Here is a 24,314-nt window from a genome sequence, read left to right on the forward strand (position 1 = left end):
GTCTCCCGGAAAGGTTCCTGTGACAATCAGGGCCATGGAAAGCAGCAGTGCCGCGTCGGGCGGCAGCACGCGCCGCGAGGCCACCCGGCAGAAGCTCTATGAGGCGGCCGTCACGCTCATCGCCGAGCAGGGGTTCTCCGCCACGACCGTGGACGAGATCGCCGAGCGTGCCGGAGTCGCGAAGGGCACGGTCTACTACAACTTCGCGAGCAAGTCCGTCCTCTTCGAGGAACTGCTGCGGCACGGGGTGGGGCTCCTCACGGCCTCCCTCCGGGAAGCGGCCGAGCGGACCGCCCGGGAGGGCGGCGGCAAGGTCGACGCCCTGGACGCGATGATCCGCGCCGGGCTGGTCTTCATCGACCGCTACCCGGCCTTCACCCAGCTGTACGTGGCCGAGCTGTGGCGCACCAACCGGGCCTGGCAGTCCACGCTGATGGTGGTCCGGCAGCAGGCCGTGGCGGTCGTGGAGGGCGTGCTGCGCGACGGCGTGGCGGGCGGTGAGTTCAGCGCGGAGATCGATGTCTCGCTGACGGCGTCCGCGCTGGTCGGCATGGTCCTGGTGGCCGCGCTCGACTGGAAGTCCTTCCAGCCGGAGCGCTCCCTGGACGACGTCCACGCGGCGCTGTCCCGCCTGCTCCAGGGACGGGTGAGCGGCTGCCGCTGACAGCGCGACGAGTGCCGTCGGCCGGTGCGAGCGCGGCCGATGCGGACGTGAAAGCGCCGGTCCGATGTGGCCGCGTCCCCCGCGGGCCACCTCGAACCGGCGCCTTCCGTGCTCCCCCGTTTTTCCTGCTCCCCGTACGTCCCCCCGCAGGACCCCCGTTGCGGTCGTCCCCCGGTTCTCCCCCGTGCCTCGCTCCCGCCGACACCGTCGGCGGAAGGAGCGGATCGTGGGCCGGCCCCGTTCCGGCGCCCCGTGTCGCCGGTGCCGGAGCCGTGCCCCTCTCCGTGTCTCCACTCTCTCGTTTTCGCAGGTCGGCCCCCATCCGCGCGCGTACTCAAGTCCCCCACTAGGTACGGATACTCAGTGCTGCGCACCCGGCCCCAGAGCGCTCCCCGGGCCACTGGTCACGATCACCTCCGCGTCCGTACTCGGACGGTGGCCGGCGAGGGCTGTCGGTGGGGGCGGATAAAGTCCCTGGCATGGCACGGATTGCGGTGATCGGCGCCGGGATGGGCGCGCTGTCGGCCGCCGCCCGGCTGGCCGTCGCGGGCCACCGGGTGGCGGTGTACGAGCGGACGGACACGTACGGCGGGGCGCTGCGCCGCTTCGAGCGGGACGGGTTCTCCTTCGACACGGGCCCCGGCCTGCTCCCGCTGCCCGCCGTCTACCGCGACCTGTTCGTCAAGACCGGCAAGGAGCCGCTGGAGGCGTGCGTAGAGCTGGTCCAGGTCGACCCGTCGTCCCGGCACGTGTTCGCGGACGGCACGCGCGTGTCCCTGCCCAACGCCTCGCGCGCGGGCGTCGTCGCCGCCCTGGACGAGGCCCTCGGCTCCGGCGCGGGGAAGCGCTGGGGCGACTTCCTGGTCCGGGCCCGTGAGGCCTGGGACCGGACCCGCCGCCCCCTCCTGGAGGAGCCGCTCTGGCCGAACTGGCAGGTGCTGGCGGAACGCGAGCCCTATCCGGCGGTGCCCCACAAGCGACTGCTGCGCACCCGCCGGGCGGGCACGCTGGCCGAGGTCGGCGCCTGGGAGCTGCGCGACCCCCGGCTCGCGGCGCTGCTCGAGGGATACGCCCTCGCGCAGGGCCTGGACCCCCGTGTCACCCCGGCGAGCGCGGCCGTACTGCCGTACATGGAGCACGCCTTCGGCACCTGGTACGTGCGCGGGGGCATGCGCGAGCTGGCGCGCGCGGTGTACGAGCGGTGCCTGGCCCGGAAGGTCGAGTTCCGTTTCGGCGCCGAGGTCACCGGTGTGCTGGAGAAGGACGGCCGGGCCTCGGGGGTGGAACTCGCGGACGGGACGGTCGCGGAGGCCGACTTCGTGGTGGCCGGAGTCGCGCCCGGCGTGCTGGACCGGCTCACGGCGGGCCATGCGGTGCGGGGCGACGGCGAGGTGCCCGCGCAGCGAGCGGCAGCCGGCCGGTTGACGGTCCTGCTCGCCCTGCGCGGTGCCCGCCCCGAGGACACGGCCCACCGCACGGTGGTCCATGCCCGCGACCGCGAGGCCGAGTTGGACGCCCTGTTCGGCGCGGCGGCGCAGCCCGCGCATCCGACCGTGACGGTCCTGCGGCCCGACGACCCGCGGTCGGCCCCGGAGGACCACGAGGCGGTCACCCTCACGGCGGTGGTCCCCGCGCGCCCCGACCTGTCCTGCGACGACCTCGCCGCACGCATGATCACGGTCGCCGAACAGGCCCTCCCCGACCTGCGCGACCGCCTCCTCTGGCACGAGGTGCGCACCCCGGCCGACATCGCGGACGCGACGGGCGCGGAGGACGGGTCGGTGCCCGTACCGGCGCTGGCGGCGGCCGGCGGGCGCCTGCTGCACCCGTCCAACAGCACCCGGATGCCCGGCTTGTTCGCGGTCGGCGGCTGGGCCCACCCCGGCGGCGGACTGCCGCACGCGGGCATGTCGGGCGCGCTCGTCGCGGGACTGATCGTGGAGGGACCGGACTTCCGGGGCTCGCAGTGACCGGCCCCGCCTCGGAACCTTGGCTTCAGAAAGGGAACTCAGGCTTCAGAAACGGTACTGCTCGTCGAAGCCGTTCCCGTGCGTCTGCTGCTGCCCGCCGCCCTGGTACGGGTACGGCTGCTCCGACGGCAGTTCCTGCCCGTACTCGTCGGTGTTGCGCTGCTGCGGGACCCAGACGCCGCCGGGCGGGGTCTCGCCGCCGTAGGTGCCGGCGTACTGGTCCTGCCCGTAGCCCTGCTGCTGGCCGTAGTACTGCTGGTCGCCGTAGCCGGTGTCGTACCCGCCCGAGCCGTAGCTCGACGAGCCGATGTACGGGTCGGAGTAGGCGGCGTACTGCTGCTGGCCGGTGGCGTCGTAGCCCTGCTGGCCGTAGCCCGAGTAGTCGTAGGCGTAGGACTGGTCGGTGGCCTGCGCGGCGTACTGGTCGTGGGGCTGGTCGTGGGACTGGCCGTGGTACCCGGTGTCACCGTAGACGCCGTAGGAGCCGCTGTCGTCCGGCACGGGCTGCGGCTCGTAGACGGCGGTGGTCTCGGCGTCCGCCGGCCGGACCGGCCGCGACGGCGTGAAGACGTCGTCGCGGTCGTAGTCGTCGCCGTCGTAGTCGTCGCTCTGGTCGTAGGAGACGCTGTCGCGGTGGTGGTCGGCGCCCTCGTCGCCGTAGCCGGCGTCGGCCGCCTCCAGGCCGGAGACCTCCAGGGTCGGCTCCTGGCGGCCGCGCTCACCGCGGCGGCGCTTGCTGCCGCCCAGCATCGGGGCGTTCATCGCCCAGCCGGACGCGAAGCCGCTGCGGAACGACAGGGTGACGTAGGTCTGGCCCACCGCGAAGGCGGCCGCGCCCAGTCCGATCACGACGACCGACGGGATCAGGACACCGACCACGACACCGAGGAAGCCGACGAAGGCGAGCAGTCGCCAGCGCAGCCGCGCCTTGTACTGCAGCAGCACCTCGCCCAGCAGCCACAGCGCGACGACGCCGAACGCGATGTAGAGGACCGCCCAGCCCATGTACGCCCCTCTCCCAGTGGCCGCTACGCAGTGTGTCGTATACCGGTGCGAACGGTCTAGGCCTGCGCCGGGTGGTGCAGGCCCAGGTTCTCGTAGATTTCCAGTGTCGCGGTGGAGTTGTTGAGCGTGATGAAGTGCAAGCCGGGCACACCCTCGGCGAGCAGCCGCGCACAGAACTCCGTGGCGAATTCGATCCCAATGGAGCGTACAGCGGCCGGATCGTCTTTTGCTGTGAGGATCCGCTCTTTCAGGGCGGCCGGGAACGCGGCGTTGGTGAGGGACCCGATCCGCTCCAGCGTCTTCACGCTGGCGATCGGCATGACCTCGGGAATGATCGGGGTGTCGCAGCCGGCGGCCGAGACCCGGTCGCGCAGCCGGAGGTAGTCCTCCGGGTGGAAGAACATCTGCGTGATGGCGTAGTCCGCGCCGGCGCGGCACTTGTCGACGAAGTGGCGGACGTCGGTGTCCCAGTCGGTGGAGCGCGGGTGCATCGCCGGGAAGGCGGCGACGCCCACGCAGAAGTCACCGGACGCCTTGATCAGCTCGACGAGCTCGGCGGCGTAGGCCAGGCCCCGGGGGTGCGGCACCCACTCGCCCATCGGGTCGCCGGGCGGGTCGCCGCGCAGGGCGAGCATGTTGCGGATCCCGGCGTCGGCGTACTGCCCGATGATGTTGCGCAGGTCGGCCACCGAGTGGTCGACGGCGGTGAGGTGGGCGATCGGCGTGAGGGTGGTGTCGGAGGCGATCGCCTCGGTCGCCTTGACCGTGCCCGCGCGGGTGGAGCCGCCGGCGCCGTAGGTCACGGAGACGAAGTCGGGTGCCACCGCCTCGACCCGGCGCAGCGCGTTCCACAGGTTCCGCTCGCCCTTCGGGGTCTTGGGGGCGTAGAACTCGAACGAGTACGTCGTCTTGCCGGTCGCGAGCATGTCGCGGACGGTGCGCGCGTGGTCCGATCTGATGGATGCGGTGCCGAGGGCCATACCGGCAGGTTAGCCAGGGGCGGTCGCTCTCCCAACCGAACGCGGATATTTGACCTATTTGTCTACTTGCTGTCCACCCCTTGGACAGTCCGGCGTCACTCCGTCTCGCGCAGCCGTTTCGCGAACTGGGACGCCGCCGCACCCGGGTCGTCGGCCTCGGTGATCGCCCGTACGACGACCACGCGCCGGGCCCCGGCTTCCAGGACCTGGTCGAGGTTGCCGAGGTCGATGCCGCCGATGGCGAACCAGGGCCGGTCGGTGCCGAGGGCCGCGGTGGACCGGACGAGGTCCAGGCCGGGGGCGTGGCGGCCGGGCTTGGTGGGGGTCGGCCAGCACGGGCCGGTGCAGAAGTAGTCCACGCCGTCCTGGACGGCGGCCGCGCCGGCCTCGGACTCGGCGTGGGTGGAGCGGCCGATCAGGACGTCCTCGCCGAGGATCGCCCGGGCCGCGGGGACCGGGAGGTCGCCCTGGCCGAGGTGGAGCACGTCGGAGCCGGCGGCGTGGGCGACGTCCGCCCGGTCGTTGACCGCGAGGAGCTTGCCGTGCCGGGCGCAGGCGTCGGCGAAGACGGCCAGGTGCTCCAGCTCCTCGGCGGCCTCCATGCCCTTGTCCCGCAGCTGCACGATGTCGACCCCGCCGGCCAGCACGGCATCGAGGAACTCCGCGAGGTCGCCCTGCCGCTTGCGGGCGTCGGTGCACAGGTAGACCCGGGCGTCGGCGAGCTGGGCCCGTGCGGTGGTGGCGGTGCCGGACATGCGTGTCCCCCCTGGGTGTCGGTGGCGCGGGCGGGCCCGCGGGTACGTCGGTGCCGTACGGGTGCGGGAGCGCCCCTGTCCCGCCACGACACCTCGGGCACCCTACGCCCACCCCGGGCCGGTCGGCCGGGGCGCTCACGGCCTCGGACGGGCGCGGCCCGCCCCCGGGCCGTGACCCCCACGGGCCACGGCCCACACCGGGCGGTTGTTCGGGCCCGGCCCCGCTCGCACGGCACCGGACGGTTGTTCGGTCGCGGTCGGGTCAGACCGCGAGCGCCTGGGCGCGGCGCTTCACCTCCGTGCCGCGATTCTCGCTGAGCGCCTGCGCCGGCGTGCCGGGCAGGCTGGGGTCGGGGGTGAAGAGCCACTCCAGCATCTCTTCGTCCGTGAAGCCGTCGTCCCGCAGGAGCGTCAGGGTGCCGGACAGGCCCTTGACGACCTTGTCCCCGTCGATGAAGGCGGCGGGGACGTGCAGCGCGCGGTTCTCACCACGGCGTACGGCGATGAGCTGGCCGTCCTTGACCAGCTGCCGCACACGCGTCACCTCGACGCCGAGCTGTTCGGCGATGTCGGGGAGGGTGAGCCAGGCGGGGACGAGAGCATCGATCTTCGCGTCAATCTCGGTCACGGAAACCAGCCTGCCATCCCCCACTGACAGTCGGAAGTCAGCCCCGTCCACCTGGGCGGACGCGCCGGGCCGGGCCGGGCCCCCAGACCCTTAAGCCGTGGCCGCTTTCAGGGGTCTCGCCGGGTCCTGGAGGAGCACCGGGTTCATCGGCGCGCCCGCCTCGATCAGGCGGCGGCCCTGCGCCAGGTCCCGGGGCCGGCCCACGGCCAGCAGCGCCACCAGCCGGTCCCCGCGCAGCCAGCAGACCGTCCAGGCGGGGCCGGACGGGTCGCCCCGCCACAGCAGGGTGTCGGCGGCCGCGTGGTGCCCGGCGTACTGCACGAACCGCCCGAACTGCTCCGACCAGAAGTACGGCACCGGGTCGTAGACCGCCGGGGTCTCGCCGGTGGCCCGGCCGATGATGTTCACCGCGACCGTGCGCGGCCCCTGGAGGGCGTTGTCCCAGTGGTGCACGAGCAGGCGCTCGCCGTAGCGGCCCGAGGGGAAGGAGGCGCAGTCGCCGACCGCGTAGACGTCCGGCGCGGAGGTGCGCAGGTGCTCGTCGGCCACGATCTCGCCGTGTGCGCCGAGCTCGACCCCGGAGCCGGCCAGCCAGGCCGTCGCCGGGCGGGCGCCGATGCCGACGACGACCGCGCCGGCGGGCAGCCGGGAGCCGTCGTCGAGGAGCACCGCGCCGGGCTCGACGCCCGCCACGCGCGCGTGGGTGCGCAGCACGGCCCCCGCGTCGGCGTACCAGCGGGCCATCGGGGCGGCGACCTCGGCGGGCAGCGCCCCGGCGAGCGGCCGTTCGGCGGCCTCCACGACGGTCACCGCGCAGCCCGCCTCGCGCGCGGCCGTGGCGAACTCCGCGCCGATCCAGCCGGCGCCGACGACCACGATGTCGTGCCGGCGGGCCAGCACCGGCCGCAGCCGCTCGGCGTCGTCCAGGGTGCGCAGCAGATGCACGCCGGGCACGCCCTCCGCGCCGGGCAGCCGGACGGGTTCGGCGCCGGTCGCGACGACCAGGACGTCGTACGGCACGGGCCCGTTCTCGGTGTCCAGCTCGTGGTCTTCGGGGCGCAGGCCGAGCACCTCGCAGCCGAGTCGCAGCTCGATGCCGAGGGCCTCGAAGTCGACGTCGAAGGCGGAGCCCTCCGCCTTGCCGAGCAGGACGGCCTTGGACAACGGGGGCCGGTCGTACGGCTGGTGGGGCTCTGCGCCGATCAGGAGCACGGTGCCGGTGAAGCCCTGCTCGCGCAGGGCGACGGCGGTCTGCACACCGGCCATGCCCGCGCCCGCCACGACCACGCGCCGCGGCGCGGACGAACCTGGTTCCTGCGTCTGCTCGCTCACCTGATCACCATAGACAACTGACGTTTCGTCAGTCAGTGTTCATGCGCCGTGACCTGCTGCACAGCGCCGCTCCCGCCACCCGTGCCTGCCTTTCCGGGTACCCGCGAACGGCCCGGGTACGACCCCGCCGCGCCCGGGCCGGGACGGAGGCTCCCTTACTGCGGCACACGGCCTCGGGCTAGGGTGGCCGACGTAGAGCACTCGCGGGAGCCCGGACGCACCGGGCTGAGAGGGAGGCTGGCGGCCTCCGACCGTACGAACCTGATCCGGGTCATGCCGGCGAAGGGAGGGGCTGGACGCCCATGTCGCGTACGCGCACGTCAGACGTCCTCGTCATCGGGGGCGGGATCATCGGGCTGGTCACCGCGTGGCGGGCCGCGCAGCGCGGGTTCGCCACGGCCGTGGCGGACCCCGAGCCGGGCGGCGGGGCCGCGCAGGTCGCGGCCGGGATGCTGGCCGCCGTCACGGAGCTGCACTACGGCGAGCAGACGCTGCTCGGTCTGAACCTCGCCTCCGCCCGGCGCTACCCGGACTTCGCGGCCGAGCTCACCGAGCTGACCGGCCACGACCTCGGCTACCGGCGCTGCGGCACGCTCGCCGTCGCGCTGGACGCCGACGACCGGGCCCACCTGCGCGAACTGCACGCCCTGCAGGAGCAGTCGGGCCTGGAGTCGCAGTGGCTGTCGGGGCGGGAGTGCCGCCGTCTGGAGCCGATGCTCGCGCCGGGCGTGCGCGGCGGGCTGCGGGTCGACGGCGACCACCAGATCGACCCGCGGCGCCTGGCCGCGGCGCTGGTGGCCGCGTGCGAGCGGGCGGGCGTGGTCTTCCACCACGCGTGGGCCGAGCGGCTGACCGTCGCGGGTGACCGGGCCACCGGTGTGGTCACCGCCGACGGGACCGAGCTGGGCGCCGGGCACGTCGTGCTGGCCGGGGGCAGCCTGAGCGGGCGGCTCGCGGGCGTCCCGGAGGAGGTGCTGCCGCCCGTGCGGCCGGTGAAGGGGCAGGTCGTACGGCTGACCATGCCGGAGCGGCACGGGCCGTTCCTCAGCCGGACCGTGCGCGCGGTCGTGCGCGGCAGCCACGTCTACCTGGTGCCGCGCGAGAGCGGCGAACTGGTGATCGGGGCGACCAGCGAGGAACTGGGCTGGGACACCACCGTCACCGCGGGCGGCGTCTACGAGCTGCTGCGCGACGCCCACGAGCTGGTCCCGGGCATCACCGAGCTGCCGCTCACCGAGACCCGGGCCGGACTGCGCCCCGGCTCGCCCGACAACGCGCCGCTGCTCGGCCCGACCGGCCTGGAGGGCCTGCTGCTGGCCACCGGGCACTACCGCAACGGCGTCCTGCTCACGCCGGTCACCGGCGACGCCCTGGCGCACGCCCTGGCGACGGGCGAACTCCCCGAGGAGGCCCGCCCCTTCACACCGAAGCGCTTCAGTACCGCCACCGCACTCACGGAGCAGCCCGCATGAACATCTCCGTCAACGGGGAGCCCCGGGACGTCCGGCCCGGCACGGCTCTCGACACCGTCGTGAGGTCGCTGACCACCTCACCCTCGGGAGTGGCCGCCGCCCTCAACGAAACCGTCGTCCCGCGCACGCAGTGGCCGTCCACGCCCCTGGCCGAGGGGGACCGCGTGGAAGTCCTCACCGCCGTCCAAGGAGGCTGACATGGCCGACGATCCGTTCGTCCTCGGGGGTACGTCCTTCACCTCCCGCCTGATCATGGGCACGGGCGGGGCGCCCAGCCTCGACGTGCTGGAGCGGTCGCTGGTCGCCTCCGGTACGGAGCTGACGACCGTCGCGATGCGCCGCGTGAACCCCTCGGTGCACGGCTCGGTGCTGTCCGTCCTGGACAAGCTCGGCATCCGCGTCCTGCCCAACACGGCGGGCTGCTTCACCGCCGGCGAGGCCGTCCTCACGGCCCGGCTCGCGCGCGAGGCCCTCGGCACCGACCTGATCAAGCTGGAGGTCATCGCCGACGAGCGCACGCTGCTGCCGGACCCGATCGAGCTGCTGGAGGCGGCCGAGACGCTCGTCGACGACGGCTTCACGGTGCTGCCGTACACCAACGACGACCCGGTGCTGGCGCGGAAGCTGGAGGACGTGGGCTGTGCGGCGGTCATGCCGCTCGGCTCGCCCATCGGCTCCGGGCTCGGCATCCGCAACCCGCACAACTTCCAGCTGATCGTCGAGCACGCGCGCGTGCCGGTGATCCTGGACGCGGGCGCCGGGACGGCGTCGGACGCGGCGCTGGCGATGGAGCTGGGGTGCGCGGGTGTGATGCTCGCCTCAGCGGTGACGCGGGCCCAGGAGCCGGTGCTGATGGCCGACGCCATGCGGCATGCCGTGGAGGCCGGGCGGCTGGCGTACCGGGCGGGGCGGATCCCGCGGCGGCACTTCGCGGAGGCGTCGTCGCCCGCGGAGGGCAGGGCGGCGCTGGACCCGGAGCGGCCCGCCTTCCGGTGAGGGTGCGGCGGGCACGTCACAGGTCGGCTGCAGTACCGGTGCGATCTTCGGCGGGCTGCGCGGGGTGACAGTGGTGACTCGTACACTCGCCTGCGTGGACACGACCCTTCAGGACCCCTTGGTCGGGCAGGTGCTCGACGGCCGGTACCGCATCGACGCGCGGATCGCGGTCGGCGGGATGGCCACGGTCTACCGGGCCGTGGACACCCGCCTCGACCGGGTCCTCGCGCTCAAGGTGATGCACCCCTCGCTCGCGGTCGACGGCTCGTTCGTCGAGCGGTTCATCCGCGAGGCGAAGTCGGTGGCCCGGCTGGCCCATCCGAACGTGGTGCAGGTCTTCGACCAGGGCACCGACGGCTCCTACGTCTACCTCGCCATGGAGTACGTGGCGGGCTGCACCCTGCGGGACGTGCTGCGCGAGCGCGGCGCCCTGCAGCCGCGGGCCGCCCTGGACATCCTGGAGCCGGTCCTGGCCGCCCTGGGCGCCGCCCACCGCGCCGGGTTCGTGCACCGCGACATGAAGCCCGAGAACGTCCTGATAGGGGACGACGGCCGGGTCAAGGTCGCCGACTTCGGACTCGTCCGGGCCGTGGACACGGTGACGAACACCACCGGCACGGTCCTCGGCACGGTCTCGTACCTCGCCCCCGAGCAGATAGAGAACGGCACCGCCGACCCCCGCGTCGACGTGTACGCGTGCGGCGTGATGCTCTACGAGATGCTGACCGGCGACAAGCCGCACGACGGGGACTCCCCCGCCGTCATCCTCTACAAGCACCTGCACGAGGACGTCCCGCCGCCCTCGGCCGCCGTGCCCGGCCTGGCGTACGAGCTGGACGAGATGGTCGCCTCGGCGACCGCCCGCACCCCGGAGATCCGCCCGTACGACGCGGTGGCGCTGCTCGGGCAGGTCCGCGACGGCCGCAGCCGGCTGAGCGCGGACCAGCTGGACGTGGTCCCGCCGCAGGCGCTCACCGCGGAGCACGACAACGCCGACGACCGGACGAGCGTGATCCCGCGCGCGCTGACGATGCCTCGCCCGCTGCCGGTGAACGAGGACGACGAGGCCGCCGGGGCGGCGCTCAACCGCACCAGCCGGTTCCAGTCCCCGCCGCCCCCGCCGCCCCGGCACCGCTCGGGGCCCCGGCGCGGCCCGATGGCGATCGTCGTCGCCGTCCTGCTCGCGCTCGGCCTCGGCACGGGCGCCTGGTACATCAACTCGGGCCAGTTCACCGAGGTCCCCCCGCTGCTGTCGAAGACCCAGGACCAGGCCGAGGACCGGTTGCGGGAGGCGGGGCTGGAGCTCGGCAAGGTGGAGCACGCCTACAGCGACACCGTCGAGCGCGGCCAGGTCATCAGCAGCGACCCGAAGGCCGGCACGCGCATCCGCGGCAACGACGCGGTGAGCATCACCCTCTCCGACGGCCCGGAGACCGTGCGGGTGCCCGCGCTGGAGGGCCAGAAGCTGGACAAGGCGCGGGCCCAGCTGAAGGAGGACGGGCTGGAGCCGGGCATGGTCACCCGCGCGTTCAGCGAGGACGTCCCGCGCGGCTCGGTGATCTCCGCGCGGCCGGCGGACGGCACGCAGGTGCGGGCGGGCACGGCCGTCGCGCTGGTGGTCAGCAAGGGCAGTCCCGTCGACATCCCGGACGTCACCGGGGACGACCTGGCCGACGCCCGGGCCGAGCTGCAGGACGCCGGTCTCAAGGTGAGGATCGCCCCCGAGCGGGTCACCTCCTCCGAGGTCGACAAGGGCCAGGTCGCCCGGCAGAGCCCGAACCCCGGCGGCCGGGCCGCCGAGGGCGACACGATCACGCTGACGCTGTCCAAGGGCCCCGAGATGATCGAGGTCCCGGACGTGGTCGGCGACAGCGTCGACGACGCCCGGCAGGCGCTGGAGGGCGCCGGGTTCCAGGTCGAGGAGGACCGCGGTCTGCTCGGTCTGTTCGGCGACACCGTCAAGGGCCAGTCGGTCGAGGGCGGCGAGACGGCACCCAAGGGCTCGACGATCACCATCAAGATCAGGTGACGGCCGTGCGCGTAGCCGGTGGGCAGGGCAGGGATCCCGTGGACGGAGCACGGTCGGGCGCATGACACCCTGAACGGGTGAACAAGCAGCTGTCCGGCCCGTCCCGCAACCCCGTGGGCGGCCACGTCCCCGTGGCCGGCGGGCTCCACTCCGTCGGCCTGTCGTACGCCCGTGACCTGAAGGCGGAGACCGTGCAGGTCTTCGTCGCCAACCCGCGCGGCTGGGCCACGCCGGCCGGGAATCCGAAGCAGGACGAGGCGTTCCGCGCCGCGTGCGAGGCCGAGTCGATCCCCGCGTACGTGCACGCCCCCTACCTGATCAACTTCGGCTCGCACACCGAGGCGACCGTGGAGCGGTCGGTGGAGTCGCTGCGGCACTCGCTGCGGCGCGGGCGGGAGATCGGGGCGCTGGGCGTGGTCGTGCACACGGGCAGCGCGACCGGCGGCCGGGAGCGGTCCGTGGCGCTGAAGCAGGTCCGCGAGCACCTGCTGCCGCTGCTCGACGAGCTGACCCACGACGACGACCCGTACCTGCTGCTGGAGTCGACCGCCGGCCAGGGCGCCTCCCTGTGCTCACGGACGTGGGACTTCGGCCCGTACTTCGAGGCGCTGGACGCCCACCCGATGCTCGGCGTGTGCCTGGACACCTGCCACATCTTCGCGGCGGGGCACGACCTCACGGGCCCGAGCGGCATGCACCAGACGCTGGACCTGCTGGTGGACACGGTCGGCGAGGGCCGGCTGAAGCTGATCCACGCCAACGACTCCAAGGACGTGGTGGGCGCCCACAAGGACCGGCACGAGAACATCGGCGTCGGGCACATCGGCGAGGACCCGTTCCGGGCGCTGATGACGCACCCCGCGACCGAGGGCGTGCCGCTGATCATCGAGACGCCGGGCGGCAAGGAGGGGCACGCGGCGGACGTGGAGCGGCTGAAGAAGCTGCGCGACGGCTGACGGCCTCGAAGACCCCGGAGGCGCCGAAACCCCAAGGCCTCAGAGGTCGGGGCCGTCCCCCGGTCCCTCCTGGTACGAGTAGCGCTGCTCCCGCCAGGGGTCGCCGATGTTGTGGTAGCCGCGCTCCTCCCAGAAGCCCCGCCGGTCGGCGGTCATGTACTCCACGCCGCGCACCCACTTGGGGCCCTTCCAGGCGTACAGGTGGGGCACGATCAGGCGCAGCGGGAAGCCGTGCTCGGCGGTGAGCAGCTCGCCGTCCTTGTGGGTGGCGAACAGGACGTGCTCGTCGGCGAAGTCGGACAGGCGGAGGTTGGAGCTGAATCCGTACTCGGCCCACACCATCACATGGGTGACGTCGTCCGCGGGCGGGGCGAGGTCGAGGATCGTGCGGGCGGGGATGCCGCCCCACTCGGCGCCCAGCATGCTGAACTTCGTGACGCAGTGCAGGTCGGCCACGACGCTGGTGTGCGGCAGGGCCGTGAACTCCTCGTGGGACCAGCAGTGCTTGCCTCCGTCGGCGGTGGCGCCGAAGACCCGGAACTCCCAGCGGTCGGGCCGGAACTTGGGGACGGGCCCGTAGTGCGTGACCGGCCAGCCGCGCTGCACCCGCTGTCCCGGCGGCAGACCGGGCTGCGTCGCTCCTGCTGCTCCTGCTGAGTCGCGCCCTTCTCCCGATTCGTGTTCCAGCGGCTGACCCATGACTCCATCCTGACAGACCCCGGGTGATGCCCCCGACCGGGGCCCCTCCAAAACAGGGCAAATAGAACTAAGCATGCCCTTACTTACTAAGTGAAGACTTACTGGACGATCTTCGTCGCCGGTGGAATCATGCGGCGCATCCTGCCAGTTCCCCCCATGGAAGGAGCCTCTGCGATGCAGGGCGACCCCGAGGTCCTCGAATTCCTGAACGAGCAGCTGACCGGCGAGCTGACGGCGATCAACCAGTACTGGCTGCACTACCGGATCCAGGACAACAAAGGCTGGACCAAGCTCGCCAAGTACACGCGTGAAGAGTCCATCGACGAGATGAAGCACGCGGACAAGATCACCGAGCGCATCCTCATGCTGGACGGTCTGCCCAACTACCAGCGGCTCTTCCACGTACGGGTCGGCCAGACGGTCACCGAGATGTTCCAGGCCGACCGGCAGATCGAGGTCGAGGCGATCGACCGCCTCAAGCGCGGCATCGAGGTGATGCGCAGCAAGGGCGACATCACGTCGGCGAACCTCTTCGAGTCGATCCTCGAGGACGAGGAGCACCACATCGACTACCTGGACACGCAGCTGGAGCTGATCGACAAGCTCGGCGAGGCCCTGTACCTCGCGCAGCAGATCGAGCAGCCGAGCTAGGCGGCGTCTTCCAGCTCCGCGAGCACCGGCTGGCCCCGGTCGGCCAGTTCACGGCGAGGGCACGCACCCCTGCCCAGGATCGCCTGAATGCGACGTACGCACGACCCGCAGTCCGTGCCCGCCTTGCAGGCGGAGGCTATCTGCCGAGGGGTGCAGGCGCCGCCGTCCGCGTGCTGCTTGACCTGCTGCTCGGTGATCCCGAAGCAACTGCACACGTACACGCGGTCCACCTCCCGACGGGTCGTTCCAAGGCGCCATCCCCGTTGATCGGTGAGGCTAACCTAACCTTACCCGCCGGGTCGGAGACGCAAAAGTCGACCGGGGCGCGGATCGTATGTGATCCGCGCCCCAGTCGCTGTCGGTGTAACAGGCGAACCCGTTACTGGTCCCTGTACATCTCGGCCACGAGGAACGCCAGGTCGAGCGACTGGCTGCGGTTGAGCCGCGGGTCGCAGGCGGTCTCGTAGCGCTGGTGCAGATCGTCGACGAAGATCTCGTCGCCGCCGCCCACGCACTCGGTGACGTCGTCGCCGGTGAGCTCCACGTGGATGCCGCCCGGGTGCGTGCCGAGCTCCTTGTGGACCTCGAAGAAGCCCTTGACCTCGTCGAGCACGTCGTCGAAGCGGCGGGTCTTGTGCCCGGAGGCCGCCTCGAAGGTGTTGCCGTGCATCGGGTCGGTCACCCAGGCCACGGTCGCGCCGGAGGCGGTGACCTTCTCGACCAGCTCGGGGAGCTTGTCGCGGACCTTGTCGGCGCCCATGCGGACGATGAACGTCAGCCGGCCCGGCTCGCGCTCCGGGTCGAGGCGCTCGATGTACTGCAACGCGTCCTCGGCCGTGGTCGTCGGGCCCAGCTTGATGCCGATGGGGTTGCGGATCTTCGAGGCGAACTCGATGTGCGCGTGGTCCAGCTGCCGGGTGCGCTCACCGATCCACACCATGTGCGCGGAGACGTCGTACAGCTGCCCGGTGCGCGAGTCGACCCTGGTCAGGGCGGACTCGTAGTCGAGCAGCAGCGCCTCGTGCGAGGAGTAGAACTCGACCGTCTTGAACTCCTCCGGGTCGGCCCCGCAGGCGTGCATGAAGTTCAGCGCGTTGTCGATCTCGCGGGCGAGCTGCTCGTAGCGCTGGCCGGACGGGGACGACTTCACGAAGTCCTGGTTCCAGGCGTGCACCTGGCGCAGGTCGGCGTAGCCGCCGGTGGTGAAGGCGCGCACCAGGTTCAGCGTGGAGGCCGAGGCGTGGTACATGCGCTTCAGCCGCTCGGGGTCCGGGACCCGGGCCTCTTCGGTGAAGTCGAAGCCGTTGACGGAGTCGCCGCGGTAGGTCGGCAGCGTCACGCCGTCGCGGGTCTCGGTCGGCTTGGAGCGCGGCTTGGAGTACTGGCCGGCGATGCGGCCGACCTTCACGACCGGCACGGACGCGGCGTACGTGAGCACGGCGCCCATCTGGAGCAGGGTCTTCAGCTTGTTGCGGATGTGGTCCGCGGACACCGCGTCGAAGGCCTCGGCGCAGTCGCCGCCCTGGAGGAGGAACGCCTCTCCCTTGGCGACGGCCGCCATCCGGGCGCGCAGCTGGTCGCACTCGCCCGCGAAGACGAGCGGCGGATACGACTCGAGGTCCGCAACGACTGCGCGCAGAGCCTCGGGGTCGGGGTACTCGGGCTGCTGCGCCGCGGGCAGGTCTCGCCAGGTGTTGCCAGCACTCGCGCTGGTCTTAGCGTTCACGGTCACGACCTCAACATTACGGGGTCGTGTCGGGCGTCCTGACCCATGCCCAGTAATTGAGACACCGGGTACGCCCCTCGGACATGGGGTAGGGTGCGTCGCATGTTCGCGCACTCGATCCAGACCTGGTGGTGGACCGCTCATCCGGCGGCCCGCTGACTGCGCGTACTCAAGACTTCGCGAAGGCCGCCCGAGGGGCGGCCTTCGGTGTTTCCCGGGTCGTTCCTCACCGACACCGACGTGATTCACGACGTGATTCGACGGAAGAGGAACCATGGACCTGGCACAGCTGCTGGACGACCCCCGTCCCTTCGCCCTGCTCCGCCGCCGCACGCCCGGCCACGACCACGACCTGGTCGAGGTCCTGATCGGCCCGGTCGCCGCGTACGACCGGCTCGCCGGCCTCCCCGAGGAGAGCCTCGCGCTCGTCCCCTTCCGGCAGATCCACGAACGCGGCTTCGACGTCCGCGACGACGGCACACCCCTGCTGGCGCTCACGCCCCAGGAGTCGTACGGCGTCCCGCTGGTCGACGCCCTGGAGCAGCTCCCGGCGCATGACGTCCGCGTCGACGGCGGGGGCTTCGACGTGGACGACGAGGAGTACGCGCGGATCGTCGGGCGGGTGCTGGAGGAGGAGATCGGCCGGGGCGAGGGCGCCAACTTCGTGATCCGCCGGACGTACGAGGGTGAGATCCCGGGCTTCGGGCGGGCCGACGCCCTCGCCCTGTTCCGGCGGCTGCTGGTGGGCGAGCGGGGCGCGTACTGGACGTTCGTCGTGCACACCGGGGACCGCACGCTGGTCGGGGCCAGTCCCGAGGTGCATGTGCGGATGTCCGGCGGCACGGTCGTCATGAACCCGATCAGCGGCACCTACCGCTACCCCGCCGAGGGGCCGACGCCCGAGCACCTGCTGGACTTCCTCGCCGACGGCAAGGAGATCGAGGAGCTGTCGATGGTCGTCGACGAGGAGCTCAAGATGATGTGCACCGTCGGGGACATGGGCGGGGTCGTGATCGGCCCCCGGCTGAAGGAGATGGCGCACCTCGCGCACACCGAGTACGAACTGCGCGGCAGGTCCTCGCTGGACGTGCGGGAGGTGCTGAAGGAGACCATGTTCGCGGCGACCGTCACCGGCTCGCCGGTGCAGAACGCCTGCCGGGTCATCGAGCGGCACGAGAGCGGCGGGCGCGGGTACTACGCCGGTGCCCTGGCCCTGCTCGGCCGGGACTCGGGCGGGGCCCAGACCCTCGACTCCCCCATCCTGATCCGCACCGCCGACATCGCCTCGGACGGCCGCCTGCGTGTTCCGGTCGGCGCCACGCTCGTGCGGGGTTCGGACCCGGCGAGCGAGGTGGCCGAGACCCACGCGAAGGCGGCCGGGGTGCTGGCGGCCCTGGGCGTCCGTCCGGCCCGGCCGCGCGCGGAGGCCGCACGGCCGAGGCTGGCGGAGGACCCGCGGGTCCGGGCCGCGCTGGACGGGCGCCGGGCCTCCCTCGCCCCGTTCTGGCTGCGGATGCAGGAGCGGTCCGCGGAACTCGCCGGGCACGCCCTGGTCGTCGACGGGGAGGACACCTTCACGGCGATGCTCGCGCACGTGCTGCGCGCCGGCGGCCTGGAGGTGACCGTGCGGCGGTACGACGAGGCGGGGCTGCGGGAGGCGGTGCTCGGGCACGAGGGGCCGGTGGTGCTCGGGCCCGGGCCGGGCGACCCGTCCGACCTGGTGGATCCGAAGATGCGGTTCCTGCGTGCCCTGACCGCCGAGGTGCTCCGGGGCGAACGGCAGGGCGTGCTGGGCGTCTGCCTCGGGCACGAGCTGATCGCGGCCGAACTGGGGCTGGACATCGTACGGAAGGAAGTGCCGTACCAGGGGGCTCAGACGGAGATCGGGCTGTTCGGGCGGCGGGAGACCGTCGGGTTCTACAACAGCTTCGTGGCGCGCTGCGACGACGAGGCGGCGGCCGAGCTGGCGGCCCACGGCGTCGAGGTCTCCCGCGCCGCGAACGGGGAGGTGCACGCCCTGCGCGGGCCCGGGTTCGCGGGCGTGCAGTTCCACCCGGAGTCGGTGCTCACGCTGAACGGGGCGCGGGTCGTGCGGGAACTGATCGGGCAGCTGCGGGGCACGAGCACGCCCTCGGTGTAGTCCCGGTCCGTGCCGGCCGGGGCCGCGCGGCCCCGGCCGGCACCGGAAGCGGGGCGGTCAGCCGAAGAACACCCCGACCTCCTCGTACAGCTTCGGGTCCACCGTCTTCAGACGGGCCGTCGCCTCCGCGATGGGGACGCGGACGATGTCCGTGCCGCGCAGGGCGACCATCGTGCCGAAGGCGCCGTCGCGGACGCAGTCGATGGCGTGCAGGCCGAAGCGGGTGGCGAGCCAGCGGTCGAAGGCGCTGGGGGTGCCGCCGCGCTGGACATGGCCCAGGACCGTCGTGCGGGCCTCCTTGCCCGTGCGCTTCTCGATCTCCTTGGCGAGCCACTCGCCGACCCCGGACAGCCGGACGTGCCCGAAGGAGTCCAGGGACTGGTCCTTGAGCACCATGTCGCCGTCCTTCGGCATCGCCCCCTCGGCGACGACGACGATCGGCGCGTACGACGCCCGGAAGCGGGAGGTCACCCAGGCGCAGACCTGCTCGACGTCGAAGCGCTGCTCGGGGATGAGGATGACGTTGGCGCCGCCGGCCAGGCCCGAGTGCAGGGCGATCCAGCCGGCGTGCCGGCCCATCACCTCGACGACCAGGACGCGCATGTGGGACTCGGCGGTGGTGTGCAGCCGGTCGATGGCCTCGGTGGCGATGCCGACGGCGGTGTCGAAGCCGAAGGTGTAGTCGGTGGCGGACAGGTCGTTGTCGATGGTCTTGGGGACGCCCACGCAGGGCACGCCGTGTTCGCCGGACAGGCGGGCGGCCACGCCCAGGGTGTCCTCGCCGCCGATGGCGATGAGCGCCTCGACCTCCAGCGCGGCGAGGTTCTCCTTGATCCGGCGGATGCCGTCCCGTTCCTTCAGCGGGTTGGTCCGCGAGGAGCCGAGGATGGTGCCGCCGCGGGGCAGGATGCCGCGCACGGCGGGGATGTCGAGCCGGACGGTGTCGTTCTCCAGGGGCCCTCGCCAGCCGTCCCGGAAGCCGGTGAAGTCGTAGCCGTACTCCTGCACGCCCTTGCGGACGACGGCCCGGATGACGGCGTTGAGGCCGGGGCAGTCGCCGCCTCCGGTCAGTACTCCGACGCGCATGGAACAGTCCCTTCGCCGCAGGTGCCTGACGAAGGGTCAGTGTGACGTGCGCCTCACTCGTCGTCGAGGCCGCGCTCTATCGCGTACCTGACCAGCTCCACGCGGTTGTGCAACTGGAGCTTGCCGAGGGTGTTCTGGACGTGGTTCTGCACCGTGCGGTGGGAGATGACCAGGCGTTCGGCGATCTGCTTGTAGCTCAGGCCCTTGGCGACCAGGCGCAGCACCTCGGTCTCGCGGTCGGTGAGCCGGGGCGCCTTCGGTTCGTCGGTGTCCTGGGCCGGGGCGGGTTCGGAGGCCAGGCGGCGGTACTCGCCGAGGACCAGTCCGGCGAGGCCGGGCGTGAAGACGGGGTCGCCGACGGCCGTGCGGCGGACCGCGTCCTGGAGTTCCTCCGTGGAGGCCGACTTCAGCAGGTAGCCCGTCGCGCCGGACTTCACGGCCTCCAGGACGTCGGCGTGCTCCCCGCTCGCGGACAGCACCAGCACGCGCAGCGCGGGGTTCGCGGCCACGACCTCCTTGCAGACCTGGACGCCGGGCTTGCCGGGCAGGTTCAGGTCGAGCACCAGGACCTCCGGGGCGGCGGCCTTGGCGCGGCGCACGGCCTGCTCGCCGTCGCCCGCGGTCGCCACCACCTCGAAGCCCGACTCGGCCAGGTCCCGGGCGACCGCGTCGCGCCACATGGGGTGGTCGTCGACCACCATGACCTTGATCGGGTCCCGCCGGTCCCCGCCGCTGTCCGTCATCGCCGCTCCGCCTTCCCCCGGGTGTCCTTCACGTCCTTCGGTACCTTCAGCTCGACCTCCGTGCCCTGCCCGGGCACCGAGATCAGGTCCGCGCTGCCGCCGAGGTCGCGCAGCCGCCCGCGGATCGACAGGGCGACACCGAGCCGGCCTTCGCCCTCGGCCTGGGCGAGCCGTCCCTCCGGGATGCCGGGCCCGTCGTCCCGGACGGTGACGATCACCTCGTCCGGCTCGTCCTCGACCAGGATCCAGGCGCGCGCCTGCTCCCCGGCGTGCTTGCGGACGTTGTCGAGGGCGGCCCCGACCGCGGCGGCCACCTCCCGGGCGGCGGCCGGCGCCAGGGGCACGGGGGCGCCCGGCTCGGCGAGGCTGACCCTGGCCCCGGCGTACGGCGCGAGCAGGGCGCGCAGGTCGACGGGGCCGCTCTCCTCGGACTCCTCCTCGACGGCGCGGACGAGCGCGCCCTCGGCGGCGTCCTCCGAGACCCGGGAGACGGGCACCAGTCCGCCGGAGACCAGGGTGCGCAGCGCGACCTCCTGCTCGCCGGCCATCCGGCCCAGCTCGGCCGCCTCCCCGCCGATCACCGCTCCGCGCCGCTGCACCATCGCCAGCACCTGGAGCACGCTGTCGTGGATGTCCCGGGCCAGGCGCTCCCGCTCGCGCGTCGCGGCCTCGATCTCCAGGGCACGGGCGAGGGTGCGCTCGGAGGCGCGGGCGACCTCGACGACGTAGCCGATGGCGATGGAGGCGATGCAGACCAGGATGACGTTGTGGACGGTGTCGCGGGCCGGGCTGCCGCGCTCCACCAGGTTGGCGGCGGCCACCAGGCTGGAGGCGAGGGCCGCCCAGCGCCAGCCGCCCTTGAGGGCGAAGGCCAGGACGGAACCGGCGGTCCATATCGACGGCAGCGTCGGGCCGCCCGCCTGGACCCGCTCGTGCGCGTCGGCGACCGGCGTGAGCAGGATGCCGGTGAGGGCGATGGTGAGGTCGGCGGTGAGGAACCGCTTGGTGCAGCGGGCGGCGTTCGCGACCCTCGGCAGGGTCGCCAGCGTCCACACCCCGAGCACGGCGTAGTAGGCGACGGCGACCCAGGGGCGGGGGAACTCGTCGTGGGCGGTGGCGAACAGGCCGACCGCGTACAGCATCGTGAGCACCCGGTAGGCGGTCAGCGCACGCCACAGCGGCTGCTCGACCGACATCCTCATGACCCGCTCGCGCTTCGCCATCTCCCCCGCCCCTGGCTCGAGCCCTAGGGCTCGGTCCGCCGCCGCTCCGCCTGCTTTTCCTTCTCGGCCTGTTCCTTCTCCGCCTTCGCGAGCGCGGCCCTGGCCGCCTTCTCGGCTTCCTTCTCCGCCTTCGCGGCCTCCGCGAGCTGCCGCTTCATGGCCGTCGCGTACATGTCGACGTACTCCTGGCCGGAGAGCTTCATGATCTCGTACATGACCTCGTCGGTCACCGCGCGCAGCACGAAGCGGTCGTGCTCCATGCCCTGGTAGCGGCTGAAGTCCAGCGGCTCGCCGATGCGGATGCCGGGCCGCATCAGCTTCGGCATGATCTTCCCGGGCGGCTGGATCTTCTCCGTGTCGATCATGGCGACCGGGAGGACGGGCGCACCCGTCGCGAGCGCCACGCGCGCGAGGCCGCCCGGCTTGCCGCGGTAGAGCCGCCCGTCGGGCGAGCGCGTCCCCTCCGGGTAGATCCCGAACAACTCGCCGCGCTCCAGCACCTCGATGCCGCTCTTGATGGCGGCCTCACCCGCGCCGCGCGCACCGGAGCGGTCCACGGGCAGCTGGCCGACACCCTTGAAGAAGGCGGCCGTCAGCCGGCCCTTCACGCCGGGCGTGGTGAAGTACTCGGCCTTCGCGATGAAGGTGACCTTGCGGTCGAGGACGGCGGGCAGGAAGAACGAGTCGGAGAACGACAGGTGATTGCTCGCCAGGATCGCCGGGCCCTCGGCGGGTACGTTCTCCAGGCCCTCCACCCAGGGTCTGAAGGCGAGCTTCAGCGGACCCCCGACGGTGACCTTCATCGCGCCGTACAACAACCGAGTGCCTCCCGTATGTGTCGTTCAGACCTTAACCCGGACCGCTGTCAAAGGCTCCGACGGCCCTGGTCGGTGTCAGTGCGGTCGCGTACGGTGAAGGTCCCGCGAACGACGTGCGACGCCTTCCATGCCGTTCCGTGACTATCCGTGATCGTGTCAGTCCCTTCTCACGACCAGGAGGCCGAAGGTGCCGGTCCTTGCCGGAGCCGAGCCGTTCCACCACGAGGGCGGGGAGGTCGCCGTCCTCCTCTGCCACGGCTTCACCGGATCACCGCAGTCGCTGCGCCCCTGGGCGGAGCACCTCGCCGAGCACGGCCTGACCGTCTCCCTGCCGCTGCTGCCCGGGCACGGCACGCGCTGGGAGGACCTGCGGATCACCGGCTGGCAGGACTGGTACGCGGAGGTGGACCGCGAGCTGCGCCTGCTGTGCGAGCGCCGCGAGAAGGTCTTCGTGGCCGGTCTGTCCATGGGCGGCGCCCTGGCCCTGCGGCTGGCCGGGAAGCACGGCGACGCCGTCAGCGGCGTCATGGTCGTCAACCCCGCGAACAAGGTGCACGGCCTGGCCGCGCACGCCCTCCCCGTGATCCGCCACGTCGTCCCGGCGACGAAGGGCATCGCCAGCGACATCGCCAAGCCGGACAGCAGGGAGCTGGGCTACGACCGGGTGCCGCTGCACGCGGCGCACTCCCTGCGGCAGTTCTTCCAGGCCGCCGACCGCGAGCTGCCGCAGGTCACCCAGCCGGTGCTGCTGATGCGCAGCCCCCAGGACCATGTGGTGCCGCCCGCCGACTCGGCCCGCATCCTCAGCCGCATCTCGTCGACCGACGTGAAAGAGGTCATCCTGGAACAGAGCTACCACGTGGCCACGTTGGACCATGACGCGGACCGGATCCACGAGGAGAGCCTCGCGTTCATCGACCGGCTCGCACCCGGCCTCGTCAAGGAGCCCGGTCTCGGCAAGGAAGGGACGACCGCAGGTGGCTGAGCACGACTCCGACCGCGAGGGCCGGGAGCCGGACGAGAAGGGCGTCCCGTTGGACGAGGAGGCCGCCTGGGCGGCGATCGTCGCCGGGTACGGCGAGGAGCCGCCGGACCCGCCGGGCGCCAAGCCGTTCAAGTCCGTCGAGGACCTGGCGCTGCTGGAGCCCGCGACCAACGACGACCGGGTGGACACGGCCGGGGAGGCCGCGAAGCCCGCCGAGCCCGAGGGCCCGGAGGCCAAGGAGCCCGGGGAGAAGCCGGCCAGGCCGCTGGGCGGCTCCGTCTCCTTCGCGCCCGGCGTCGGCCCGCGTGACTACTCGACGCCGGAGCCCAGCGAGGACGACTTCGACGAGGACGACGAGGGCCATTTCGTGCCGCCGGAGCCGCCCCCGCTGCCGACCGCCGATGTCACCGCGAAGTTCGCCTGGCTCGGGGTGCTCGGCGGGCCGGTGCTGCTCCTGCTGGCCGTGCTGCTCGGCTGGGACATGACCTGGTGGCTGGCCACGCTGGGGATCGGCGGCTTCGTCGGCGGCTTCGCGACGCTGGTGACGCGGATGCGGACGGACGACGAGGAGGACGACGACCCGGGGCGCGGGGCCGTCGTCTAGGAGACCCCCTGCTCTGCGGGAACCCTGAGGGCGGCCAGGACCGGGAGGTGGTCCGTGGCCGCCCTCAGGTCCGCCTGGGTCACCCCGGGCTGCCCGAGCGGTACGCCGCAGCCCAGTACCTCGATGCCCTTGGTCGCGAAGATCGCGTCGATGCGCTGGTAGGGGTCGGCGGGGGTCCAGGTGTGCTCGCCGCCCCAGGGTGCGGCGGCCCGGCAGTCGGTCAGGCCGTCGGCCAGCAGGCGGAAGGCCGGGCCGTCCGGGCGCTCGTTCAGGTCGCCGCCGGCGATGGCGTGTTCCACGCCCAGGCCGGCCAGGCGGTCCAGGAGCATGCCGGCCTGGTCGTGGCGCTCGTCCTTCTGGAGCGACAGGTGGCAGCTCAGGACGCCGAGGCGGGTGCCGGCGATGCGCACGACCGCGGTGGCGAAGCCGCGGCGGTGCAGGCCGGGGGTGCGGGGCAGGAGGACGTCCTCCGTGCGTTCGACGCTCGCCCGGAGCGAGCTGAGGATCGCCGGGCCCGTGGTGGTGGCGCCCCCGGTGACGACGACCAGGTCGGAGGTGCGGGCCAGGCGGGCGAGTTTCTTGCGCCAGCGGAAGAAGCGGGGGGCTTCCTGGATCAGGACCAGGTCGGGGGCGCAGGCGCGGATGACACGGGCCAGGGCGTCGGTGTCGTCGCGCATGGAGCGGATGTTGTAGCTGAGGACCCTGATGACCGCGGAACCGTCGGGTTCTGTACGGGAGTTGGGGAGCAGGGGCATGTGATCAATCTACGCCCCGGAGCTCGGGGCGCGGGGTGTGTGCGCGAGTGCCGGTTGTTCGTGGTCGTTCGCGCTGTTCCCCGCGCCCCCAAAAGCA

24 protein-coding genes and 1 riboswitch are annotated in these 24,314 nt (G+C 72.6%); of the genes, 11 read left to right on the top strand and 13 right to left on the bottom strand.

Annotated features, from left to right (window positions below; all coding sequences use genetic code 11):
* Positions 1-34 precede the first annotated feature (34 nt).
* Together C1703_RS09915 and C1703_RS09920 are read left to right on the top strand one after the other, a co-directional pair.
* The gene (locus C1703_RS09915; RefSeq protein WP_114251557.1) at positions 35-664 is read left to right on the top strand and encodes a TetR/AcrR family transcriptional regulator; all 630 of its coding nucleotides are present in this window, start codon (positions 35-37) and stop codon (positions 662-664) included.
* 479 nt (positions 665-1,143) lie between these two features.
* Positions 1,144-2,634, top strand: a complete 1,491-nt coding sequence (locus tag C1703_RS09920) for an NAD(P)/FAD-dependent oxidoreductase (protein ID WP_114251558.1) — start codon at positions 1,144-1,146, stop codon at positions 2,632-2,634.
* 45 nt (positions 2,635-2,679) lie between these two features.
* Here C1703_RS09920 and C1703_RS09925 read toward each other — a convergent pair whose 3' ends face one another.
* The 5 genes from C1703_RS09925 to C1703_RS09945 form a co-directional block, all read right to left on the bottom strand.
* The gene (locus tag C1703_RS09925; RefSeq protein WP_114251559.1) at positions 2,680-3,639 is read right to left on the bottom strand and encodes a hypothetical protein; all 960 of its coding nucleotides are present in this window, start codon (positions 3,637-3,639) and stop codon (positions 2,680-2,682) included.
* 56 nt (positions 3,640-3,695) lie between these two features.
* Positions 3,696-4,619 carry a methylenetetrahydrofolate reductase [NAD(P)H] gene (metF, locus tag C1703_RS09930; protein ID WP_114251560.1) on the bottom strand — a complete coding sequence of 308 codons (924 nt, stop codon included), beginning with the start codon at positions 4,617-4,619 and terminating at the stop codon, positions 3,696-3,698.
* Positions 4,620-4,714: 95 nt separating this feature from the next.
* A complete protein-coding gene (gene thiE, locus C1703_RS09935; protein WP_114251561.1) occupies positions 4,715-5,374 on the bottom strand; it encodes a thiamine phosphate synthase in 660 nt (219 codons plus the stop codon).
* A 262-nt stretch (positions 5,375-5,636) separates the two neighbouring features.
* Positions 5,637-6,002: an Rv2175c family DNA-binding protein gene (locus C1703_RS09940; protein ID WP_086855209.1), complete on the bottom strand. Its 366-nt coding sequence runs from the start codon at positions 6,000-6,002 to the stop codon at positions 5,637-5,639.
* A gap of 90 nt (positions 6,003-6,092) precedes the next feature.
* Positions 6,093-7,334: an FAD-dependent oxidoreductase gene (locus tag C1703_RS09945; RefSeq protein ID WP_198678130.1), complete on the bottom strand. Its 1,242-nt coding sequence runs from the start codon at positions 7,332-7,334 to the stop codon at positions 6,093-6,095.
* A 193-nt stretch (positions 7,335-7,527) separates the two neighbouring features.
* Positions 7,528-7,639: riboswitch (TPP riboswitch) on the top strand.
* On the opposite strand from C1703_RS09945, the gene thiO reads away from it, so the two are divergent.
* The 5 genes from thiO (at position 7,637) to C1703_RS09970 (ending at position 12,787) form a co-directional block, all read left to right on the top strand.
* Positions 7,637-8,806 carry a glycine oxidase ThiO gene (gene thiO / locus C1703_RS09950; RefSeq protein ID WP_114251563.1) on the top strand — a complete coding sequence of 390 codons (1,170 nt, stop codon included), beginning with the start codon at positions 7,637-7,639 and terminating at the stop codon, positions 8,804-8,806. It overlaps the preceding riboswitch by 3 nt.
* Positions 8,803-9,003 carry a sulfur carrier protein ThiS gene (gene thiS / locus C1703_RS09955; RefSeq protein ID WP_114251564.1) on the top strand — a complete coding sequence of 67 codons (201 nt, stop codon included), beginning with the start codon at positions 8,803-8,805 and terminating at the stop codon, positions 9,001-9,003. Before thiO ends, thiS begins: the two co-directional genes overlap by 4 nt.
* 1 nt (position 9,004) lies before the next feature.
* Entirely contained in the window at positions 9,005-9,802 is a 798-nt protein-coding gene (locus C1703_RS09960; RefSeq protein ID WP_114251565.1) for a thiazole synthase, read from the top strand.
* 94 nt (positions 9,803-9,896) lie between these two features.
* Complete coding sequence (gene pknB / locus C1703_RS09965; protein ID WP_198678131.1) at positions 9,897-11,831, top strand: Stk1 family PASTA domain-containing Ser/Thr kinase; 1,935 nt, start codon at positions 9,897-9,899, stop codon at positions 11,829-11,831.
* A gap of 77 nt (positions 11,832-11,908) precedes the next feature.
* Complete coding sequence (locus tag C1703_RS09970) at positions 11,909-12,787, top strand: deoxyribonuclease IV (protein WP_114251567.1); 879 nt, start codon at positions 11,909-11,911, stop codon at positions 12,785-12,787.
* A gap of 39 nt (positions 12,788-12,826) precedes the next feature.
* Here the strand turns inward: C1703_RS09970 and C1703_RS09975 are convergent, their stop codons facing one another.
* Positions 12,827-13,486, bottom strand: a complete 660-nt coding sequence (locus tag C1703_RS09975; protein WP_114251568.1) for a sulfite oxidase-like oxidoreductase — start codon at positions 13,484-13,486, stop codon at positions 12,827-12,829.
* 174 nt (positions 13,487-13,660) lie between these two features.
* On the opposite strand from C1703_RS09975, the gene bfr reads away from it, so the two are divergent.
* A complete protein-coding gene (gene bfr / locus C1703_RS09980) occupies positions 13,661-14,137 on the top strand; it encodes a bacterioferritin (protein WP_114251569.1) in 477 nt (158 codons plus the stop codon).
* Here bfr and C1703_RS09985 read toward each other — a convergent pair.
* Positions 14,134-14,367 (bottom strand): (2Fe-2S)-binding protein, encoded by a 234-nt coding sequence (locus C1703_RS09985; RefSeq protein WP_114251570.1) that lies wholly within the window; start codon positions 14,365-14,367, stop codon positions 14,134-14,136. The genes bfr and C1703_RS09985 overlap by 4 nt on opposite strands.
* Positions 14,368-14,516: 149 nt before the next feature.
* Positions 14,517-15,869, bottom strand: coding sequence for a 3-deoxy-7-phosphoheptulonate synthase class II (locus tag C1703_RS09990; protein WP_114251571.1), 1,353 nt, complete (start codon positions 15,867-15,869; stop codon positions 14,517-14,519).
* Between the two features lie 268 nt (positions 15,870-16,137).
* On the opposite strand from C1703_RS09990, the gene C1703_RS10000 reads away from it, so the two are divergent.
* Entirely contained in the window at positions 16,138-18,003 is a 1,866-nt protein-coding gene (locus C1703_RS10000; RefSeq protein ID WP_114251572.1) for an anthranilate synthase family protein, read from the top strand.
* A 57-nt stretch (positions 18,004-18,060) separates the two neighbouring features.
* Here C1703_RS10000 and C1703_RS10005 read toward each other — a convergent pair whose 3' ends face one another.
* From C1703_RS10005 to C1703_RS10020, 4 genes are read right to left on the bottom strand one after another with little or no spacing between them, the layout of a single operon-like run.
* The gene (locus C1703_RS10005; protein WP_114251573.1) at positions 18,061-19,089 is read right to left on the bottom strand and encodes a 6-phosphofructokinase; all 1,029 of its coding nucleotides are present in this window, start codon (positions 19,087-19,089) and stop codon (positions 18,061-18,063) included.
* 53 nt (positions 19,090-19,142) lie between these two features.
* A complete protein-coding gene (locus C1703_RS10010) occupies positions 19,143-19,832 on the bottom strand; it encodes a response regulator transcription factor (RefSeq protein ID WP_114251574.1) in 690 nt (229 codons plus the stop codon).
* On the bottom strand, positions 19,829-21,055 hold the full coding sequence (locus tag C1703_RS10015) for a DUF5931 domain-containing protein (RefSeq protein WP_114251575.1): 1,227 nt from the start codon (positions 21,053-21,055) through the stop codon (positions 19,829-19,831). The genes C1703_RS10010 and C1703_RS10015 overlap by 4 nt, the downstream gene beginning before the upstream one ends.
* 23 nt (positions 21,056-21,078) lie before the next feature.
* The gene (locus C1703_RS10020) at positions 21,079-21,858 is read right to left on the bottom strand and encodes a lysophospholipid acyltransferase family protein (protein WP_114257359.1); all 780 of its coding nucleotides are present in this window, start codon (positions 21,856-21,858) and stop codon (positions 21,079-21,081) included.
* Between the two features lie 202 nt (positions 21,859-22,060).
* Between C1703_RS10020 and C1703_RS10025 the strand changes: the two genes are divergently transcribed.
* Positions 22,061-22,858 (top strand): alpha/beta fold hydrolase, encoded by a 798-nt coding sequence (locus C1703_RS10025; RefSeq protein WP_114251576.1) that lies wholly within the window; start codon positions 22,061-22,063, stop codon positions 22,856-22,858.
* On the top strand, positions 22,851-23,462 hold the full coding sequence (locus C1703_RS10030; RefSeq protein ID WP_114251577.1) for a hypothetical protein: 612 nt from the start codon (positions 22,851-22,853) through the stop codon (positions 23,460-23,462). The genes C1703_RS10025 and C1703_RS10030 overlap by 8 nt, the downstream gene beginning before the upstream one ends.
* On the opposite strand, the gene C1703_RS10035 is transcribed toward C1703_RS10030, so the two are convergent.
* The gene (locus tag C1703_RS10035) at positions 23,459-24,217 is read right to left on the bottom strand and encodes an endonuclease/exonuclease/phosphatase family protein (RefSeq protein ID WP_114251578.1); all 759 of its coding nucleotides are present in this window, start codon (positions 24,215-24,217) and stop codon (positions 23,459-23,461) included. The two genes, C1703_RS10030 and C1703_RS10035, sit on opposite strands and share 4 nt — an antisense overlap.
* Between the last annotated feature and the right edge of the window lie 97 nt (positions 24,218-24,314).

The organism is Streptomyces sp. Go-475, assembly GCF_003330845.1.
Taxonomy (GTDB): Bacteria; Actinomycetota; Actinomycetes; order Streptomycetales; family Streptomycetaceae; genus Streptomyces.